Source organism: Mesorhizobium montanum, from assembly GCF_033977145.1.
GTDB lineage: Bacteria > Pseudomonadota > Alphaproteobacteria > Rhizobiales > Rhizobiaceae > Mesorhizobium > Mesorhizobium montanum.
In genome coordinates this window covers 191,966-212,629 of sequence record NZ_JAVIJF010000004.1, presented here as the reverse complement: position 1 = coordinate 212,629, position 20,664 = coordinate 191,966, and the positions used below count along the sequence as shown (strand labels likewise).

General features: G+C 64.6%; 13 protein-coding genes. 8 read left to right on the top strand and 5 right to left on the bottom strand.

What is annotated here, in order from left to right; all coding sequences use genetic code 11:
* Positions 1-2: 2 nt before the first annotated feature.
* The 6 genes from RFM68_RS07250 to RFM68_RS07225 all read left to right on the top strand — a co-directional run bounded on the left by RFM68_RS07250 (position 3) and on the right by RFM68_RS07225 (position 9,941).
* A complete protein-coding gene (locus RFM68_RS07250) occupies positions 3-1,256 on the top strand; it encodes a sarcosine oxidase subunit beta family protein (RefSeq protein ID WP_320232025.1) in 1,254 nt (417 codons plus the stop codon).
* 16 nt (positions 1,257-1,272) lie between these two features.
* Positions 1,273-1,548, top strand: coding sequence for a sarcosine oxidase subunit delta (locus RFM68_RS07245; RefSeq protein ID WP_320232024.1), 276 nt, complete (start codon positions 1,273-1,275; stop codon positions 1,546-1,548).
* 205 nt (positions 1,549-1,753) lie between these two features.
* Positions 1,754-4,732: a sarcosine oxidase subunit alpha gene (locus tag RFM68_RS07240; protein WP_320232158.1), complete on the top strand. Its 2,979-nt coding sequence runs from the start codon at positions 1,754-1,756 to the stop codon at positions 4,730-4,732.
* Entirely contained in the window at positions 4,725-5,348 is a 624-nt protein-coding gene (locus tag RFM68_RS07235) for a sarcosine oxidase subunit gamma (RefSeq protein ID WP_320232023.1), read from the top strand. Before RFM68_RS07240 ends, RFM68_RS07235 begins: the two co-directional genes overlap by 8 nt.
* Positions 5,349-5,606: 258 nt before the next feature.
* A complete protein-coding gene (locus tag RFM68_RS07230; RefSeq protein ID WP_320232022.1) occupies positions 5,607-7,976 on the top strand; it encodes a trimethylamine N-oxide demethylase in 2,370 nt (789 codons plus the stop codon).
* A 255-nt stretch (positions 7,977-8,231) separates the two neighbouring features.
* Complete coding sequence (locus tag RFM68_RS07225) at positions 8,232-9,941, top strand: trimethylamine N-oxide permease (RefSeq protein ID WP_320232021.1); 1,710 nt, start codon at positions 8,232-8,234, stop codon at positions 9,939-9,941.
* A 127-nt stretch (positions 9,942-10,068) separates the two neighbouring features.
* Here RFM68_RS07225 and RFM68_RS07220 read toward each other — a convergent pair whose 3' ends face one another.
* From RFM68_RS07220 to RFM68_RS07205, 4 genes are all read right to left on the bottom strand, one after another.
* Positions 10,069-13,218: an efflux RND transporter permease subunit gene (locus tag RFM68_RS07220; protein ID WP_320232020.1), complete on the bottom strand. Its 3,150-nt coding sequence runs from the start codon at positions 13,216-13,218 to the stop codon at positions 10,069-10,071.
* Between the two features lie 245 nt (positions 13,219-13,463).
* The gene (locus tag RFM68_RS07215) at positions 13,464-14,627 is read right to left on the bottom strand and encodes an efflux RND transporter periplasmic adaptor subunit (RefSeq protein ID WP_430694828.1); all 1,164 of its coding nucleotides are present in this window, start codon (positions 14,625-14,627) and stop codon (positions 13,464-13,466) included.
* A gap of 54 nt (positions 14,628-14,681) precedes the next feature.
* Positions 14,682-15,287: a TetR/AcrR family transcriptional regulator gene (locus tag RFM68_RS07210; protein WP_320232019.1), complete on the bottom strand. Its 606-nt coding sequence runs from the start codon at positions 15,285-15,287 to the stop codon at positions 14,682-14,684.
* 280 nt (positions 15,288-15,567) lie between these two features.
* Positions 15,568-17,208, bottom strand: a complete 1,641-nt coding sequence (locus tag RFM68_RS07205; RefSeq protein ID WP_320232018.1) for an acyl-CoA synthetase — start codon at positions 17,206-17,208, stop codon at positions 15,568-15,570.
* Between the two features lie 202 nt (positions 17,209-17,410).
* Here RFM68_RS07205 and RFM68_RS07200 point away from each other — a divergent pair, with 202 nt between their 5' ends.
* On the top strand, positions 17,411-18,376 hold the full coding sequence (locus RFM68_RS07200; RefSeq protein ID WP_320232017.1) for a sugar-binding transcriptional regulator: 966 nt from the start codon (positions 17,411-17,413) through the stop codon (positions 18,374-18,376).
* Here the strand turns inward: RFM68_RS07200 and RFM68_RS07195 are convergent.
* Complete coding sequence (locus tag RFM68_RS07195) at positions 18,373-18,513, bottom strand: hypothetical protein (RefSeq protein ID WP_320232016.1); 141 nt, start codon at positions 18,511-18,513, stop codon at positions 18,373-18,375. The genes RFM68_RS07200 and RFM68_RS07195 overlap by 4 nt on opposite strands.
* Before the next feature lie 57 nt (positions 18,514-18,570).
* Here RFM68_RS07195 and RFM68_RS07190 point away from each other — a divergent pair, with 57 nt between their 5' ends.
* On the top strand, positions 18,571-20,625 hold the full coding sequence (locus tag RFM68_RS07190) for a bifunctional aldolase/short-chain dehydrogenase (RefSeq protein WP_320232015.1): 2,055 nt from the start codon (positions 18,571-18,573) through the stop codon (positions 20,623-20,625).
* Positions 20,626-20,664: the final 39 nt, after the last annotated feature.

The following is a 20,664-nucleotide window of genomic DNA, read 5'->3' as shown; positions in this document are numbered from 1 at the left end:
TGATGAAATATTCGATCTTCTCGCTCGCCCGCGCCGCCCTTTCCGGCCACAAGAACTGGAAGCCGACCTGGCGCGACGCCGCGCCCAAGGATCGCTATGACGTGATCATCATCGGCGGCGGCGGCCACGGTCTCGCCACCGCATGGTTCCTCGCCAGCGAGTTCGGCATCCGCAACGTAGCGGTGCTGGAAAAGGGCTGGATCGGCTCCGGCAATGCCGGCCGCAACACCACCATCATCCGTTCCAATTACGGCCTGCCCGGCAATACCGGCTTCTACGAATTGTCGATGAAGCTGTGGGAGAAGATGGAGCAGGATCTCAACTACAACGCGATGGTCAGCCAGCGCGGCGTGCTGAACCTCTATCATTCCGATGCCCAGCGCGACGCCTTCGCGCGACGTGGCAACACGATGCGCATCAACGGCATCGACGCGGAACTGCTCGACCAGGCCGCGCTGCGGAAGATGCTGCCGTTCCTGAACTTCGACAATGCGCGGTTTCCCGTGCAAGGCGGGCTTTTGCAGCGGCGCGGCGGCACGGCGCGGCATGACGCCGTGGTCTGGGGCTATGCGCATGCGGCGAGCGAACTCGGCGTCGACATCATCCAGAACTGCGAGGTCACCGGCTTCACGCGCGACGCCAACGGCAAGGTGACCGGCGTCGAGACCTCACGCGGCAAGATCGGCGCCGGCAAGGTCGGCATGGCGGTCGCCGGGTCTTCGTCGCGTGTCGCGGCGATGGCGGGGCTACGCCTGCCGATCGAAAGCCACGTGCTGCAGGCCTTCGTCTCCGAAGCGATCAAGCCGCTTATCCCCGGTGTCATGACCTTCGGCGCCGGGCACTTCTATGTCAGCCAATCCGACAAGGGCGGCCTGGTCTTCGGCGGCGACATCGACGGCTACAACTCCTATGCCCAGCGCGGCAATCTGCCGGTCGTAGAGGATGTCTGCGAAGGCGGCATGGCGCTCATCCCGATGATCGGCCGCGTGCGGCTCCTGCGCCAATGGGGCGGCATCATGGACATGTCGATGGACGGCTCGCCGATCATCGACAAGAGCCCGGTCGACGGCCTCTATATCAATGCCGGCTGGTGCTATGGCGGGTTCAAGGCGACGCCGGGCTCAGGCTTCGTCTTTGCCCATCTCATCGCCCGCGATCAATCGCACAAGGAAGCTGCATTCTTCCGCCTCGACCGCTTCCGGCGCGGCGCCATGATCGACGAGAAGGGCCAGGGCGCCCAACCGAACCTGCACTGAGGACAGTCGAAAAACCATGCGTATTGTCTGTCCCTTCTGCGGTGAACGCGAGCTCGGCGAGTTCACCTATCTCGGCGACGCGAAGCCGGTGCGACCGGTGGGCGATGCCGGCGAAGACGCCGTCTACGACTACGTCTATTTGCGCGACAACGTCGCCGGCGTGATGAGCGAGCACTGGTATCACGGCGGAGGCTGCCGGGCCTGGCTGAAGGTCACGCGCAACACGCTGACGCATGAGATTTCAGCGGTCGAACCGGCGGCGGGCGCCGGCGCTAGGCAGGTTGCGAAATGAACTTTCCTGTCCAAGTCAGCGCCCCTGCGAAGATCGCCAGCCCCCTACCTCCCCCTTGTGGGGAGGTCGGACCGCAGGTCCGGGTGGGGGTCGGCGCCGCACCCCCACCCCGCTGCTTCGCAGCGACCCTCCCCACAAGGGGGAGGGTAAGAGGCGGCGCGGCCGTCTCCCATGATGTCGCACCAATTGAAAGCCGGGCATTGTGATTTCCAGCCAACCCAATCGCTTGACCTCCGGCGGTCTCATCGACCGCTCGGCGCCGCTCAGCTTCCGTTTCGACGGCAAGACCTTCTCGGGTTTCAAGGGCGACACGCTAGCCTCGGCGCTGGTCGCCAATGGCGTCAAGCTGGTCGGCCGCTCGTTCAAATATCACCGCCCGCGCGGCATCCTGACGGCAGGCTCGGAGGAGCCGAACGCGCTGGTCGAGCTGCGCAGCGGCGCCAGGCGCGAGCCGAACACCAGGGCGACGACGGCCGAGCTTTATGAGGGCCTGGACGCCGCCAGCCAGAACCGCTGGCCGTCGCTCGGTTTCGACGTCATGTCGGTCAACCAGCTGTTCGCGCCGATCTTCGTCGCGGGCTTCTACTACAAGACCTTCATGTGGCCGGCGAAGTTCTGGGAAGCGATCTATGAGCCGGCTATCCGCCGCGCCGCGGGCCTCGGCCGTGCCGCCATCATTTCCGACCCCGACCACTATGACAAGGCCTGGGCGCATTGCGACGTGGTGATCGCGGGCTCAGGCCCAACCGGCCTGGCCGCCGCCCTTGCCGCCGGCCGCAGCGGCGCGCGCGTCATCCTGTGCGAGGAGGATTTTGTTCTCGGCGGCCGCCTGCTTGCCGATGGCGGCACGATCGACGGATTGCCGGCCACGGACTGGGTTGCGCGCACGCTGGCTGAACTCGCGGCGATGCCGGATGTGCGCATCATGACGCGCACGACGCTGTTCGGCGTCTATGACGGCGGCACCTATGGCGCGATCGAACGCGTCAACGACCATCTGCCGGTGCCGCCGGAACATCAGGTACGCCAGCGGCTGTGGCGCATCGTGGCCAAGCGCTGCGTGGTCGCCGCCGGCTCGATCGAACGTCCCATCGTCTTTGCCGGCAACGACACGCCGGGCGTGATGATGGCGTCCGCCATGCGCAGCTACATCAACCGCTATGCGGCAACGCCAGCCAAGCGCATCGCGTTCTTCACCAACAATGAGGATGGCTGGCGGACAGCCGAAACAGCGATCGCGGCGGGATTGCAGGTCGCCGCGGTGATCGATGCGCGGCCGGACGTTTCGGCGGCCCATCGCTCGCTTGCCAGTAAGGGCGGCTTCCCGGTGCTGCACGGCGCCGTCAGCGGCGTCGACGGCGGCAAGAACGGCGTGCGCAAGATTTCGGTATCGCTGACCGGCGGTGCCCGCGCCGAAGTCGAGGCAGATGGACTTGCCGTGTCCGGCGGCTGGAACCCGACGGTCGGCCTCACCTCCTATCATCGCGGCCGGCCGAAATGGCGCGACGACATCGCCGCCTTCGTGCCGGACGGCGCGCCGCCCGGCATGCTCGCGGCAGGCGCGGCCAATGGCGCCTTCGGCCTCGGCGCCTGCCTGCGCGAAGGTTTTGAGGCCGGCGCCGCCGCGGCGCGCGATGCCGGACGCAGCGGCAGCACGGGCTCCATGCCGGTCGCCGACGACGAGGCCTTCTCGCTGACACCGCTCTGGCATGTCGCCGGCAAGGGCAAGGCCTTCGTCGATCAGCAGCATGACGTCACCGCTTCCGATGTCGAGCTGGCGCAGCGCGAGGGTTTTCAATCGGTCGAGCACCTGAAGCGCTATACGACGCTCGGCATGGCGACCGACCAGGGCAAGACCTCGAATGTCGCCGGCCTGGCCATCATGGCGGCCGTCACCGGCAAGTCGATCCCCGAGACGGGCACGACGATCTACCGGCCGCCTTATGTGCCGGTCGCCATCGGCGCCTTCGCCGGCCATCACCGCGACGAGAATTTCCACGCGACGCGGCTGACGCCGTCTCACCATTGGGCGGCCGAACAGGGCGCTGTCTTCGTCGACACCGGCTTGTGGAAACGCGCGCAATGGTATCCGCGCGCCGGCGAGAAGGACTGGCTGGAATCGGTCACCCGCGAGGTCAGGGCGGTGCGCGGCGGCGTCGGCTTCTGCGATGTCTCGACGCTCGGCAAGATCGACGTGCACGGCGCGGACGCCGGCGCCTTCCTCGACCGCGTCTACATCAACGCCTTCTCCAGCCTTGCCGTCGGCAAGGCGCGCTACGGGCTGATGCTGCGTGAGGACGGCATCGTCTATGACGACGGCACGACCTCGCGGCTGGCCGAGGATCATTACTTCCTGACCACAACGACGGCCAAGGCCGGACCGGTGATGCAGCACCTGGAATTCTGCCGCCAGGTGCTGTTCCCCGAGCTCGACGTGCAGCTGACCTCGGTGTCCGACCAGTGGGCTCAGTTCTCCATCGCCGGGCCGAAGACCCGCGATCTCTTGAAGGAGGTCGTCGATCCGGCCGAGGACCTGTCCAACGAAGGTTTTCCGTTCATGGGCGCGCGCGAGGTCAAATTGCGCGGCGGCATCAAGGCGCGGCTGTTCCGCATTTCCTTCTCCGGCGAGATGGCGTTCGAAATTTCCGTGCCGTCGCGCTATGGCGAGGCCATGGCGCGCAATCTGATGATTGCCGGCAAGCCATTCGGCGTGACGCCTTACGGCACCGAAGCGCTTGGCGTGATGCGCATCGAAAAGGGCCATGTCGCCGGGCCCGAGCTCAACGGCACGACCACGGCGGCCGATCTTGGCCTCAGCAAGATGATGTCGACCAAGAAGGATTTCATCGGCCGCGTCATGGCCGGTCGCGAGGCGCTGGTCGCGCCGGACCGGCAGGTCGTCGTCGGCATCAAGCCGACCGACAAGGCGCGCCGCCTGCGCTCTGGCGCGCACATCATTCCAAAGGACGAGATCCCCGGTCCCGGCAACGATCAGGGTTATGTCACCTCGGTCTGCTTCTCGCCTGTGCTCGACCTGTGGATCGGGCTCGGGCTCGTCGAGCGCGGACGCGAGCGCATCGGCGAGATCGTGCACGCGCATGACCCGCTGCGCGGCGAGGACTACGATGTCGAGCTCTGCAATCCCGTTTTCTACGATCCGGATGGAGGGCGCCAGCGTGGCTGATTTTTCCTGGGACGTTCGCAGCCCGCTCGACCGCGCGCTGGTCGCCGGCCCTTATGGCGCGCAAGGCGAAGCCGGAGTATCGCTGACCGAGATCCGCAATGTCGACCTCATCCAGGTGATGGCGCGGCGCGGCAAGGGCGGTGAGATGGCGAAGGCCGCAAAGGCGCGCTTCGGTGTCGCAGCGCCGGAAACGCCCCAGGCGGTCGGCGCGGCCGATGCGACGCTGATCTGGTCGGGACCGGATCAGTTCTTCGTGCTGTCGAAAGGCGGCAAGAATGGGATGGATGCGCTTGCCCCGGCCTTTGCCGCTTCGGCTTCGCTTTCCGACCAATCGCATGCGCGGGCACTGATCAGCGTTTCCGGCGACCAGGCGCGCACGATGCTCGGCAAGCTGTCGTCGATCGACCTGCATCCCGAGGTGTTCGCGGTCGGTTCGGCAGCTGCCACGTCGATGGATCACACGAGCGTCGCGCTCTGGCGGGGTAACGATCGCAACGGACAGGCAGTGTTCAATCTGCTGGCATTCGCGACCTTCGCAGAAAGCCTTTGGCATACGATCCTCGACTCGGCCGCGGAGTGTGGCGTTGATATCGGCCACTCCGAGGAATTGGCGTAGATGCGCTGCGCACTTCCCTTCTCCCCTTGTGGGAGAAGGTGGATCGGCGCGCAGCGCCGAGACGGTTGAGGGGTGCTCCAGCTGAGTGAGCGCTGGCATTTCCTGGAACACCCCTCATCCGGCCGCTACGCGGCCACCTTCTCCCACAAGGGGAGAAGGGAAGTGCCGCCTTGTCAAACTCATTCGCACTGCTATTCTTGCTGCTAAAATAATTTCACACACAGGCAAACTTGTTTCTCGCTCGGAGGAGGGTTTGAGATGAGCCAGTCGCCCTACCCCGCGGTCCTATCCGGACCGCCCCGTCCGAGCCTGATCCTGAGGCCCGGCCAGATTGCGCTGCCGCCCGGCATGGAGCGCTATACTGTTCAGGGCAATGGCGCGGTGCTGATCGACGTCGAGGCCGGCGACAGTGTCAGCGTGAGCAATGTCGAGGGCGGCCAGCCCTGCGAGCTGCTGGCCTGGGACAAGACCGGCGCGACCGATCCAGGCATTTTCGGCGAACGGTCCAACAGCAATGCCGCCGGCATCAAGGCGCTGCTCGCCGAAGGCGATGACAGCCTCGCGGCGCTGCGGCTGAGCCTCGCGCGCCGCCAGGCGCAACTCGACCAGCCGGAAGGCGTCCACGTGTTCGGCGGCGCCACGCCGGCCGGCGCCGAGCAGAGCTTCGCTGTCGCCCGCGACGGCGCGCTGCTGATTGCGGCGCCAGGCGGGCCGATGCTCGTCGACGGCCACAACACCGCGACGCCGCTCACCGTGATCGTGCGCCGCGCCACGATCAGGCTGAAAAACAAGTCGCAGCTTCCCGATCCCCTCGCCGATCCGGTGCTTGATCTCAGAGTGAATTCTGCGACCGCCGAATCCTATTTCGTCAAAGCTGGCGACTATCTGCAGATCATCGACGTCGATGGACGGCAGTGCACCGACTTCCAGTGTTTTTCGGCGCGCAAGCTGGACAAGGGCCGCGACCTGCCGCTCGACGTGACGACGACACGAACGCTGATGGGCTCTGCCTATCCGATGCCCGGCCTGCATTCGAAATATTACGACCAGGACATGGAGCCGCTGGTCGAGGTGGTGCAGGACACGTGCGGCCGGCACGACGCTTTCGCGCTCGCCTGCGCGGCGAAATATTACGACGACATCGGCTATCCCGGCCACACCAATTGCTCGGAGAATTTCAACAAGGCGCTTTCCGACAAGGGCGTAAATCCCCGCGCCGGCTGGATGGCGATCAACTTCTTCTTCAACACGGCGATCGACGCGCATGGCGTGATGGTGTCGGACGAGCCGTGGTCGCGCCCGGGCGACTATGTGCTTTTGAGAGCGTTGACCGACATCGTCTGCGTGTCCTCGGCCTGTCCGGACGACACCACGCCCGCCAATGGCTGGGACCTGACCGACATCCATGTGCGCAGCTATTCCGGCCAGCGCAAATTCTCGCGAGCGATCGCCAGACGCATGAAGCCCGACTCGGAACCGAAAATGACCCGCGAGACAGCCTTTCATTCGAGCTTTGCCAAGCATACGCGCGACTTCGTCGAATACAGGGGCTTTTGGCTCGCCAATAGCTTCGCCAAAGAAGGCGCCATCGCCGAATACTGGGCCTGCCGGCAGGACGCGGTGATCATGGACCTGTCGCCACTGCGCAAATTCGAGGTCACCGGACCCGATGCCGAGACGCTGCTGCAATACACGCTGACCCGCGACGTCAAGAAGCTCGGCGTCGGCCAGGTCGTCTATACGGCGATGTGCTATGAGCACGGCGGCATGATCGACGACGGCACGTTGCTGAGACTCGGCAAGGACAATTTCCGCTGGGTCGGCGGCGACGATCTTTCCGGCGAATGGCTGCGCGAGGCGGCCAAGAAACTCGGCCTCAACGTGCTGGTGCGCTCCTCCACCGACCAGATGCACAACATCGCCGTGCAAGGGCCGAAGAGCCGCGACATATTGAAGGAGGTAGTCTGGACCTCGCCGGTGCAGCCCTCGATCGGCGAGCTCGAATGGTTCCGCTTCGCCGTCGCCCGCATCGGCGGCGGCAGCGGCATACCGGTCGTGGTCTCGCGCACCGGCTATACGGGCGAGCTCGGCTACGAGATCTGGTGCCATCCGCGCGACGCCGAAAAAGTGTTCGACGCCGTCTGGGAAGCCGGCCAGCCGCACGGGCTGAAGCCGATGGGGCTGCAGGCGCTCGACATGGTGCGCATCGAGGCCGGCCTGATCTTCGCCGGTTACGAGTTCTCCGACCAGACCGATCCGTTCGAGGCCGGCATCGGCTTTACCGTGCCGCTGAAGACCAAGGCGGACGACTTCATCGGCCGCGACGCGCTGATCCGGCGCAAGGAGCACCCACAGCACAAGCTTGTCGGCCTCGACATCGATGCCAACGTCGCCGTCGGTCATGGCGACTGCGTCCATGTCGGCCGCGCCCAGATCGGCGTCGTCACCTCCGGCATGCGCTCGCCGGTGCTCGGCAAGACCATCGCGCTGGCAAGGCTCGACGTCACGCACGCCGATATCGGCACGGATGTCGAGATCGGCAAGCTCGACGGCCAGGCCAAGCGGCTGCCGGCGCGCGTCGTGGCCTTCGCCCATTACGATCCGCAGAAGACCAAGCCGCGTTCCTGATACGCCTTCCAAGGCAGGACCTGACCCCTCCGCCGGGCGCTACCGACGACGGGCGGACCGACGTTTCGCAAGCGTGGTGTGCATGACATTCACAAAACGCTTGACGCGAAAGCGCGTCGGATCAATCTTCACTCTTAAGAAAAAAATACGACTGAGTGGAAACACGACAGTCGTGCCGATCATATGCCGGGGAGCAAGCTTCGCGAGAGCCGAAGCGTCGCTGGCGGGGAACAACAAAAAGGGGAAGACACACATATGAGCACGATAAGCACGGCCCTGGAGCAGCCTGCCGACAGCAAGCTGCTTAGGCATATCGACTGGCGTGGCGCCTTCTGGGTGGCAAGCGGCGTCCCGGCGCTGGTCCTGTTCTCGATCGGCGGCATTGCCGGCACGACCGGAAAGCTGGCATTCCTGATCTGGACGGTATCCATGATCATGGGTTTCCTGCAATCCTTCACCTATGCGGAGATCGCCGGCCTGTTCCCGAACAAGTCGGGCGGCGCCTCGATCTACGGCGCCACGGCCTGGCTGCGCTACTCGAAGTTCATCGCGCCGCTGTCGGTGTGGTGCAACTGGTTCGCATGGTCGCCGGTGCTGTCGCTCGGCTGCTCGATCGCCGCCGCCTACATCCTCAACGCGCTGGCGCCGGTGCCGCTCTTCGGCGAAACTTCGCCGGAAGTCGTCGCCTACATCGCCGCGCACGCGGGAACGGCACCTGTTGATGCCATCGCCGCAGTGACGGCAGCGGCAACGCCGGCGATCCGCACCTGGACGTTGTTCAGCCACACGCTGGGGCCGGTGTCCTTCACGCTCAACGCCACCTTCTTCATCGGCGCGGTGCTGATGCTGATCATCTTCGCCATCCAGCATCGCGGCATCCTCGGCACGGCCAATGTGCAGAAATATATCGGCCTGCTCGTCATCATCCCGATGCTGATCGTCGGCGTCGTGCCGATCTTCACCGGCCAGATCGACTGGGCGAATTTCTCGCCGCTGGTGCCGCTGGCTGCCGCTTACGCACCCGACCCCGGCTCATGGAACATTGCCGGCTGGACGCTGGCGCTGGGCGGCATGTTCATCGCGGCCTGGTCGACTTACGGCTTCGAGACCGCAGTCTGCTACACGTCGGAGTTCAAGAACCCCGGCACCGACACCTTCAAGGCGATCTTCTACTCCGGCCTGCTTTGCATGCTGCTGTTCATCCTGGTGCCCTTCACCTTCCAGGGCGTGCTGGGCCTGAACGGCATGCTGGCGACGCCGATCGTCGACGGCTCCGGTGTTGCCGACGCGCTGGCCGGCATGGTCGGCGGCGGCAAGCTGATCCACAGCCTGCTGGTCATGCTGATGATCCTGGCGCTGGTGCTCTGCATCATGACGGCGATGGCCGGCTCCTCGCGCACGCTCTACCAGGGTTCGGTCGACGGCTGGCTGCCGCGCTATCTCAGCCATGTCAACGAACACGGCGCGCCGACGCGGGCGATGTGGACCGACCTCTGCTTCAACCTGGCCGTGCTGGCCATCGCCTCGGCCGACGCGACGAGCTTCTTCTTCATCCTCGCCGTGTCGAACTGCGGCTACATCATCTTCAACTTCCTCAACCTCAACGCCGGCTGGATCCATCGTATCGACAACGGCCACATCAACCGGCCGTGGAAGGCGCCGGCCTGGCTGCTCGGCATCGGGGCGATCTTCGCCTATGTCAACGCCATCTTCATGGGCGCCGGCGCCAAGGTATGGAACCCGATGGCACTGTGGGCGGGCCTGATCACCGCGGCGCTGATCATCCCGGTGTTCTGCTTCCGCCACTATGTGCAGGACAAAGGAAAGTTCCCCGAGCACATGCTGGCCGATCTCGGCATGGCGGGAGCCGACCTCTCGGTCAAGAAGGCGGGCATGCTGCCCTATCTGACGCTGATTGCCGGCGTGGCGGTGATGCTGATCGCCAACTGGGTGTTTGTCATCTGACAATGACGGCTTAAGAAAATAACGGGCGCGCTTCGGCGCGCTCGATTTTTTTGGGATGTGGTTGCCCGTATTGTTCGGATCATCCGCCACCGTCCGACGACGATGGCGGATGATCCCGGTTGCCACCTTATTCCGCTGCGAGCGCCAGTTGCGGCCGCTCGATGCCTTCGACCTTCTCCGGCTCGGGCGCCTGTTCGTCGGTCTTCGCCTTCTTGGGTGCGCGGCCGAAGAACAGGGCGTAGCCAGCCGGCAGCACCAGGATGGTGAGCACGGTGGCTACCAGGATACCGCCCATCATGGCGTAGGCCAGCGGTCCCCAGAAGACAGCGCGCGAGATCGGGATCAGCGCCAGCACAGCGGTCATCGCCGTCAGCACGATCGGGCGGAAGCGGCGTACGGCTGCGCCGACAATGGCCTCCGAGCGTTCCATGCCTCTGACGATGTCCTGGTCGATCTGGTCGACGAGGATGATCGAGTTGCGCATGATGATGCCGAGCAGCGCGATGACGCCGAGGATGGCGACGAAGCCGAACGGCGCGCCGCTGATCAGCAGTGCCGCCGCCGCACCGATGATGCCGAGCGGGCCGGTTGCCAGAACCAGCATCGCTTTGCCGAAGTTCTGCAGCTGGACCATCAACAGCACGACGATGATGGCGAGCATGATCGGCGCCTTGGCCGCGATCGAGGCCTGGCTTTCCGCCGAGTCCTCGGCGCCGCCCTGGATCTCGATCTTGTAGCCGGGCGCCAGGCCGGCGCGCAGATCCTTCATGTCGTTGTACATCTTGGTGACGACATCGTTCGACTGCACGCCGTCCGGCAGCGTGGCGCGCACCGAGATGGTCGGCAGGCGGTCGCGCCGCCATTCGACGCCCTGCTCCATTACAGGCACGACCTTGGCCACCTGCGACAACGGCACCGAGCCGCCGAAGTCGGTCGGGATGTAGACCGAGTCGACCGAGGACAGCAGATGGCGGCTCGCCTCCGGCTCGCGGGCAACGATCGAGACCGTCTCCTCGCCGTCGCGGAAGTCGCCGAGCGGCGCGCCGGACATGGTTGCCTGCAGCATCTGGCGGATGCGCTGCGAGGTGACGCCAAGCGCGCGGGCGCGATCCTGATCGATCACCAGCTTCATCGCCGGCACCGGTTCCAGCCAGTCGTCATGGATGGCGCCGAGCAGCGGATTGGCCTGGAACTTCGCCTTCACCTCGTCGGCGATGCGGCGCACCTCCTGGCGGTCAGGGCCCATGATGCGCATCTGCACCGGCCAGCCAGTCGGCGGCCCGAGGAAGAGGCGATCGACCTTGCCGCGGATCGAAGGAAAGTCCTTTGCCAGGATACCGCGCATCTTGACGATCAGCCGCTCGCGCGCCGGCTCGTCCTTGGCCATGACCAGGAGCTGGGCGAAGTTCGGGTTCCTGAGCTGCTGATCGAGCGGCAGGAAGAAGCGCGGCGCACCTTCGCCGATATAGGTGGCGATGAAGCGCTTGTCGGGATCATCCATCATCTTGGCTTCGAGCGCCTGGGCCTGCTTCTCGACCTCCTTGATCGAGGTGCCCTCCGGCAGCCAGAGATCGACGAGGATTTCCGGACGCGAGGACTGCGGGAAGAAGTTCTGCGGGATGAACTGGAAGGCCCACAGGCTGGTGGCGAAGGTGACCAGCGTCATCACCAGCACGATGATGCGGTGGCGCACGGCCCAGGTGACCGTCGCGCGCAGGCGGTGGTAGAAGCCGGTGTCGAAGGCATCGTGATGATTGCCGGCGTGCTTGCGCTGCTTCAGGATCATGTAGCCCAGCCACGGCGTGAAGTAGACCGCGACGAACCACGACACGATCAGCGCGATGCCGACGACGTAGAACAGCGTGCGCACATACTCGCCGGCGGTGGAGGCGGCGAAGCCGACCGGGATGAAGCCCGCCGTGGTGATCAGCGTGCCGGTGAGCATCGGGAAGGCGGTCGAGGTATAGGCGAAGCTCGCCGCCTCGATCTTGACCAGCCCTTCCTCCAGCTTTCGCTCCATCATCTCGACGACGATCATGGCGTCGTCGACCAAAAGGCCGAGCGCGATGATCAGCGCGCCGAGCGAGATGCGCTGCAGGTCGATGCCGATCTCGTACATGATGGCGAATGTGGCGGCGAGCACCAGGGGGATGGCGATCGCGATCACCAGGCCTGAGCGCCAGCCGATCGACAGCAGCGAGACGGCCAGTACGATCAGCAGCGCCTCGCCGAGCGCCTCCATGAACTCGTTCACCGCATCCTTGACGACCTCGGGCTGGTCGGAGATCTGGTCGACTGAGACACCGTAGGGCAGCCCTGCCTCGAAGCGCTGATAGGTCGCCTCTACACCCTTGCCGACATCCCTGACGTTGAAGCCCTTGGCCATGACGACGCCAACCTGGACGCTCTCGTGGCCGTTGAAGCGATATTTGCGCTCGTAAGGATCTTCGAGGCCGGAGGTAACGGTGGCGATGTCGCCGAGACGCGTCACCTGATTGCCGGAGCGCAGCCTGAGCTCGCGGATGTCGGCGGCCTTGGTGACGTCGCCCTCGACCGAAATGCGCACCGAGCGCAGGCCGGTGTCGACGGAGCCCGCCGGATCGACGGCGTTCTGCCCTTTCACGGCGTTCTGCAGATCGACAATGGTCAGGCCGCGCTCGGCCAGCGCCTTGGACGAGACGTCGATGTAGATCTTCTCCGGCTGGTCGCCGATGATGACGGCCTTTTCGACGCCTGGCGTCGTCAACAGCATGTCGCGCGCCTGGATGGCGAATTTCTTCAGCTCCGGATAGGTGAAGCCGTCGCCGCTGATCGAATGCAGCGTGATGAAGGTGTCGCCGAACTCGTCGTTGAAATAGGGGCCAAGTAGGCCTTGCGGCAGTTCATTGGAGATGTCGCCGACCTTCTTGCGGACCTGGTAGAAGGCGTCTTTCACTTCCTCGGCATTGGTGTCGCCTTTCACCTGGAGCGTGATGATGGCGCTGCCGGCGCGGGTGTAGGAGCGCACGAAATCGAGATGCGGCGTTTCCTGCAGCTTGCGCTCGATCTTGTTGACGACCTGATCCTCCATGTCTTGGATCGAGGCGCCGGGCCAGATCGCCTGGACCACCATGACGCGGAAGGTGAAGTCCGGGTCTTCCTTCTGGCCCATGCGCATAAGGCCGAGCACGCCGGCAAGGATGATCAGGCCGAACAGGAAGCGCGCGATGCTCGGATGTCCGATCGCCCAGCGCGAAAGGTTGAAGGGGCGCTTTTCGGTGTTGTCGGTGGTGGTCATGGCACAAGTCCAGTCCAATTGATCGGCAAGGCATGCCAGGCATGCTGCTTTTGAGTTCGGTCGGGCTTCCGGGCGGCGAAACCCCTCAAGCGGAGAGAGACTCGCAATCGCGGGGGACGCGGCACTGCTGCGGGGGAGCCAACATGCCGGCATCTCACGATCGGGCGTCCGCCGCCCGGAACCCATGCCCTCCCCGGCTCGCGGCTTGACGCAGCGAGAGCGGGAAAGGCGTCTGTTGCGCCTGGTTAGTGCAGGCTACTCGTCGTGGCGACATCGTCCTCCGCCGAGGCGGACTGCTGAGCGTCGCTGGAAAGCTTGACTTTCAGGTTTTCGGTCATGAACTGCGTGCCGGCCGCGACCACCACATCGCCCTGCTTCAAGCCGTCGGCCACGGCGACGCCGTCGGCGGTGAAGTTGGCAACCTTGATCGGGCGTGGATGCACGGTGTCGGAGGCGCGATCGACCGTCCAGACGATTTGCTTGCCGTCCTTCTCGGCCATCGCCGTCAGCGGGATCGACACAAGTTGCGTCTTGCTGCCGACGGTCGCCTGGACATTGGCGGTCATGCCGAGCAGCACGCGCGGATCGTTGGGCAGCGAAACCCGGACCGCGAAGGTGCGCGACTGCGGATCGGCGCTGCCGGCGACCTCACGGACCTTGCCGTCAAGCGTCAGCCCGTCGTCCGACCAGAAGCTCGCCTTGACTTCCTTGCCGGGCTTAAAGCCGGCGATATCCATTTCCGGCACCGCGATCGATACTTCCTTCTCGCCGTCGACCGCGACAGTCATGACGGGCGTGCCGGCGCCGACCACCTGGCCGACATCGGCGGAAACTGCGGTGACGATGCCGGCCTGGCTGGCCTTGAGATCGGTGTAATGGACCTGGTTCTGCGCCTGGGCCAGCGTCGAACGGGCAGCATCTCGGGTCGCCACCGCCTGGTCGTAGGTCAGCGTTGCCTGATCGAGCTGAGACTTCGGCGCGAAGTTCTTGGCATAGAGCTGCTCGGCGCGCTTCTTGGCGAGATCGACGGTTTCGACCTGGCGTTCGGCGGCGTCGAGGCTCGCCTTGGCGCTCCTCACCGACAGCTCATAGTCGGAAGGGTCGACGCGGGCGAGCACGTCGCCCTCGTTCACATGCTGGCCGATATCGACCAGACGCTCGGTGACCTTGCCGGCGATGCGGAAGCCGAGGTTCATCTCGGTGCGGGCGCGCACCGAACCGGAATAGTCGAGCTGGCGAGACGTCTGCGCCTCGCCGATCTCGACCACCTTGACCGGCCGAACGACCTCCTGGACGACCTCGGCTTTCTCCTGGCTGCAGCCGGCAAGTCCGAGCGCTGCGACGATGATGCCGACGGCTGGAAGGCCGGCGGCCGGCAGCTTGCGGAGGATGGAACTGGACAAAGACACCTTAGCACTCCCGAATTGGAGATGATTGTCGACACCGCGCCCGGCGGGCAGCGGCTATTTCAAGGCTCTGATGGCGTAGTCGATAAGTTCGTCGGGCATCGCCCGGTTGGTCTTGGCAAGGCACTGCGCCACCATCTGCGGGTGGCAGAGGATGACGGTGGCGGCGCCGAAGCAGCGCGAGGCGGTTTCAGGATCCTGCTGCCTGAACTCGCCGGCTTCGACACCCTCGCGGATCACCTCGGCGAACAGGTCGTGGATGCTGTTGACATGCTTGTCGATGACACCCCAGTCGCGCTCCAGCGCGACGATGACCATCTCATGGACCTTCTGCTCGTCGAGCATGACTTCCAAAGTCATCTTGTACTGGGCATGGATATAACGCCGCAGCCGCTCCTCGGCGCTGATCGGCAGGTGCATGATCTCGTAGGCCATCTTGTAGCTGGCGCCGAGCATGCGGCCGCAGACGGCCTGGTGGATTTCAACCTTTGAGGCAAAGAAGCGGTAGATGTTGGCCGGCGACATGCCGAGCTCGCGGGCAATGTCGGCCACGTTGGTCTTGCCGTAGCCGTAATGGCGGAACAGGCGCTCGGCGCAGTCGAGAATGCGGGTCACATTCTCCTGTCTGGCAGGGTCTGCCACGATGTTGGCGGCTTCTGACATAGCGCTTTCGTTTTAATGATTGACGAATTTCAATTTTCGTCAGTCGTAAAACGAAAGAAGCGAGGAGTCAACGCGAAATCGACGTACGCGTATAATTTGGTGACAGATGGTGACAGTCGCAAGGGAGCAATGACCGACGCCCGCGATTAGCCGATGGCCCCGCGCCGTCGTCATCCCAGGGTTTCCGCGACGTCGCTTCGCGACTGCTCCACCCTGGGATGACGACGTCGCGGATGCTTGCGCAAACTGTCGACGTCACGGCCATGTTCGAAGGAGCGAACTACGCCCTCTTCGCCATCTCCCGCAGCCGGAACTTCTGGATTTTCCCGGTCGACGTCTTCGGGATTTCGGCAAACACCACCGCCTTCGGCACCTTGAAGCGAGCCAGCAGCGAGCGGCAGTGCTCGATGATCTCGGCCTCGGTCGCCGTCTTGCCGGGCTTCAGCTCGACATAGGCGACCGGCACCTCGCCCCATTTCTCGTCGGCCCGGGCGACGACGCCGCAGGAGGCGACGGAGGGATGCTTATAGAGCGCGTCCTCGACCTCGATGGACGAGATGTTTTCGCCGCCCGAGATGATGATATCCTTGGAGCGGTCCTTGAGCTGGATGTAGCCGTCGGGATGCATGACGCCGAGATCGCCGGAATGGAACCAGCCGCCGGCAAAGGCCTCGTCGGTCGCCTTCCTGTTCTTCAGGTAGCCTTTCATGACGATGTTGCCACGGAACATGACCTCGCCGATGGTCTCGCCATCGGCCGGCGTCTCGACCATCGTCTGAGGGTCCATCACCGTGAGTCCTTCGAGCGAGGCGTAGCGCACGCCCTGGCGGGCTTTCTTCGCCGTCCTCGGGCCCTTCTCCAATCCATCCCACTCATTGTGCCATTCGTTGACGACGGCCGGGCCGTAGGTCTCCGTGAGGCCGTAGAGATGGGTGACGGCAAAGCCGGCGTCGGCCATGCCCGACAGCACGGCCTCCGGCGGCGGCGCGGCGGCTGTGTTGAAGGTGACGGTCTGCGGGAACTCGCGCTTGTCCTCATCTTTCGCGTTGATCAGCACCGACATGACGATCGGCGCGCCGCAGAGATGGGTGACGCCATGGTCGGCGATCGCGTCATACATCGGCTTCGGCCGCACCCAGCGCAGGCAGACATGGGTGCCGGCCTGCACGGCTAAAGTCCAGGGAAAGCACCAGCCGTTGCAGTGAAACATCGGCAGCGTCCAGAGATAGACCGCGTGCTTGGCCATGCCGGCATGGATGGTGTTGGTGTAGGCCATCAGCGCCGCGCCGCGATGGTGGTAGACCACGCCCTTCGGATTGCCCGTCGTGCCCGAGGTGTAGTTCAGGGAAATGGCGTCCCATTCGTCGTCGGGCATCGACCAGGCGAAAGCCTCGTCGCCGCCGGCGAGAAAATCCTCATAGTCGAGCGTGCCGATCCGCCCGCCCTTCGGATAGGGCGCATCGGCGGCATAGTCCGGATCGTCATAGTCGACGACCAATGGCCTGGCCTTGGCCAATGCCAGCGCCTCCTTGACGATGCCCGAGAATTCGCGGTCGACGATCAACACCTTGGTCTCGGCATGGTCGAGCTGGAAGGCGATGACGGCTGCGTCGAGGCGGGTGTTCAGCGAATGCAGCACTGCCTTGGTCATCGGCACGCCGAAATGCGCTTCCAGCATCGGCGGCGTGTTGGACAGCATCACCGTCACCGTATCGCCCTTGCCGATACCGTGCTTCGCAAGCGCCGAGGCGAGCCTCAAGGAGCGCCGCCAGAAATCGCGGTAAGAAATGCGCTGGCTGCCATGGATGATGGCGACATGATCGGGATAGGTCTTGGCCGCCCGCTCAAGATAGGTGAGCGGTGTCAGCGGCCGGTGGTTGGCGGCGTTCCTGTCGAGATCCTGTTCGTAGGGATTGGCCATCCCGTTCTCCCCAAAGTCCTTTCAAACTTTCTAACCTTAGGCCTCTCGTCACGCTATCCCCCTTCCACGGCTGAAAATGCTATGCTGCGCCGGCTTGGTGGAATAGCGATCCGGATCGAGCCGCGCCGCGAGGTAATCGCGGCTTACGCGGGCAATTTGACTTTTGTCGAGCGCCGTGACTAATGTCAGCCGAGGAGGCGGCATGGCGATCAGACCGGCAGAACAGCTCATCCACAAGGCCGCCTGGCTTTACTATGCCCATGGCCTGCGTCAGGACGAAGTGGCGAACCAGCTCAACATCTCGCGGGCATCGGTCGCCATGTATCTGCGCAAGGCGCGCGGGACAGGCATCGTCAACATCTCGACTTCGACCCAGCTTTTCACCGACGACGTCATGGCGCGCCGGCTGGAAGATGCCTTCGAGCTCGACGCCGTCTGGATCGCGCCAGAGAATGCCTATCTTGCGGACCCTTCGACCGACATCGCGGTGCTGGCGGCGAGCGTCTTTCTCGAACTTGTCAAAAAGGGCGACCGCATCGGCGTCGCCTGGGGCCGCACCGTCTACACCATCGCCGACATCATGTCCTATGCCGACCTGCAGGACGTCACCGTGGTGCAGCTCTGCGGCAATCTCGGCGCGCCCTATTCCTACCGGCCCGACCAGTGCACGATGGAGATCGCCCGGCGGCTCAACGCCAAGGGCCTGAACTTCTACGCGCCGCTGGTATTGTCGACAGAGGCGCTGGCGCAAGGCCTGCGCGCCGAGCCGGTGATCCGCGACCAGTTGGCCGGCATCGCCGACTGCGATCTCGCGCTCTACTCCGTCGGCGCGGTCGACGCCGACAGCCATCTGGTGAAATGCGGCGCGCTGGCGCCGGCCGAGATGGAAGCGCTGCGGAGCCAAGGTGCTGCCGGCGTCATCGCCGGGCAGATCATCGACGCCGCCGGCGAGGTGCTCGACTGCAGCTACAACCGGCGCGTCATCTCCGCCGAGCTCGCCTCGCTGCGCGCCATCGATAAGCGGCTGATGGTGGTGCAGGAAGATACGAAGTTCGAGCCGCTGCTTTCGGCCATCGCCGGCGGGCTCTGCACGCATCTGGTGATCGGCGCGCATATGGCCGGGCGCCTGCTCCAGCACGCCGGCGCGGCAACCAAAAGGGCCCCCTAGAGCCGGATGATTTCAGGTCGAATCGACCTGAAATCATCCGGCTCTAAATCAAAGAGGTAGAGCATGATGTCGTCCGAAAACCGCTTCACACTTTTCGGCATCATGCCCTGGAAAACCACCCTCGCCGCTTCCGTCATCAAGACGTCGCGGCTTCCTGTTCATGAGCAGCAAAAGACGGAATCGGACGGAACGAGATGAAGAACCTTTGGAATGACGCCGACGCGGAAAAGATGGTTGCCGACTATGCCAAGAACGGCGTCGGCCGCGACCTTGCGCTGCGCGTCTACACGACCCGCCTGCTTGGCGGCGAGCCGCGCCTTGTGCTGCACGGCGGCGGCAACACCTCCTGCAAGACCAAGGCCACCGATCTGGTCGGCGACGAATGGGACGTGCTCTGCGTCAAGGGCAGCGGCTGGGACATGGCCGTCATCGAGCCACAAGGCCTGCCGGCGGTGAAGATGGGCGCGCTGCTCAAGGCCCGCGGACTGGACAAGCTCGCCGACGAGGACATGGTGGCGCTGCAGCGCTCCAACCTGATCGATCCCGCCTCGCCCAACCCGTCGGTCGAAACACTGCTGCATGCCTTCCTGCCGCACCGTTTCGTCGACCACACGCATTCGACCGCGATCCTCGCCATCGTCGACCAGGAAGACAGCAAGCCGCTGATCAAGACCGTGTTCGGCGACAGACTAGGCTACGTGCCCTACATCAAGCCGGGCTTCGACCTCGCCAAAGTCGCAGCGGAAGTCTTCGACGCCGACCCGAGCGTCGAAGGGCTGATCCTCGACAAGCACGGGATCTTCACCTTCGGCGACGACGCGAAGCAAGCTTATGACCGCATGATCCATTATGTGAATGTAGCCGAGGACTACGTCGCCCAGAACGGCAAGCCGCAGGCAGCCAAGGCGGCGCTGCCGGCAAAGCTTGCCAGGCCGAGCGACATCGCGCCGACGTTGCGTGGCGCTGTCGCCGTGGCGCGCGGCGAGGGCCGCTTCGACCGCATGATCAGCGACTTCCGCACGTCCGATGCCGTTGTCGATTTCATCAATTCGGCGAAGATCGCCGACTATGCCGGCCGCGGCGTGTCGACGCCGGATCTGTCGATCCGCATCAAGACCGGACCGATGGCGGTGCCGGCGCCCGATGCCGACAAGCTTGGCGACTACAAGGGTGTCATCCGCAGCCATGTCGAGGCCTTCGTCAACGACTACACCGCCTATTTCGAGACCAACGACGCGCTGGACGACGTCAAGCGCACCATGCTCGACCCGATGCCGCGCCTGACGCTGGTGCCGGGGCTGGGCATGTTCGGCCATGGCCGCACGCTGAAGGACGCCAGGATCGCGTCGGATGTCGGCGAGATGTGGATCGAGGCGGTGCGCGGCGCGGAAGCCGTCGGCAATTTCCATCCGCTCTCCAAGGCCGACCTCTTCCCGCTCGAATACTGGTCCCTGGAGCAGGCCAAGCTCGCATCCAACAAGCCGAAGGCGCTGAGCGGCCAGGTGGTGCTGATCACCGGCGGCGCCGGCGCCATCGGTGCTGCGACGGCAAAACTGTTCGCGGCCAACGGAGCTCATGCCGTCATCGTCGACCTCGACCCTGCCAAGGCCGCGGAAGCGGCGAAGGCGGCCGGCAACAACTCGATCGGCGTCGGCGCCGACATCACCAATCCGGCCGAAATGCGCGACGCCTTCGACAAGGCGGTCGCCGTCTATGGCGGCGTCGACATCCTGGTCTCGAATGCCGGCGCTGCCTGGGAAGGCCGGATCGGCGAGTTGGGCGACGCCACGCTGCGCAAGAGCTTCGAGCTCAACTTCTTCGCCCATCAGTCGGCGGCGCAGAATGCGGTGCGCATCATGCTGGAACAGGGCACGGGCGGCGTGCTGCTGTTCAACACCTCCAAGCAGGCGATCAATCCCGGGCCGAAATTCGGCGCCTACGGCATCCCGAAGGCCGCGACGCTGTTCCTGTCCAGGCAATACGCCCTAGATTACGGCGCCCATGGCATCCGCTCCAATGCGGTCAACGCCGACCGCATCCGCTCCGGGTTGCTGACCGACGCGATGATCGCCAGCCGCTCCGGCGCGCGCGGCGTGTCGGAAAAGGAATACATGTCCGGCAACCTGCTCGGGCAGGAAGTGACGGCCGACGACGTGGCGCAGGCCTTCCTGCATCAGGCGCTGGCCGAACGCACCACTGCCGACGTCACGACGGTGGACGGCGGCAACATCGCGGCAGCGTTGCGCTGATGCCCGTAAAAATACAGGGCATCCGCTTGCAGGAGTGAT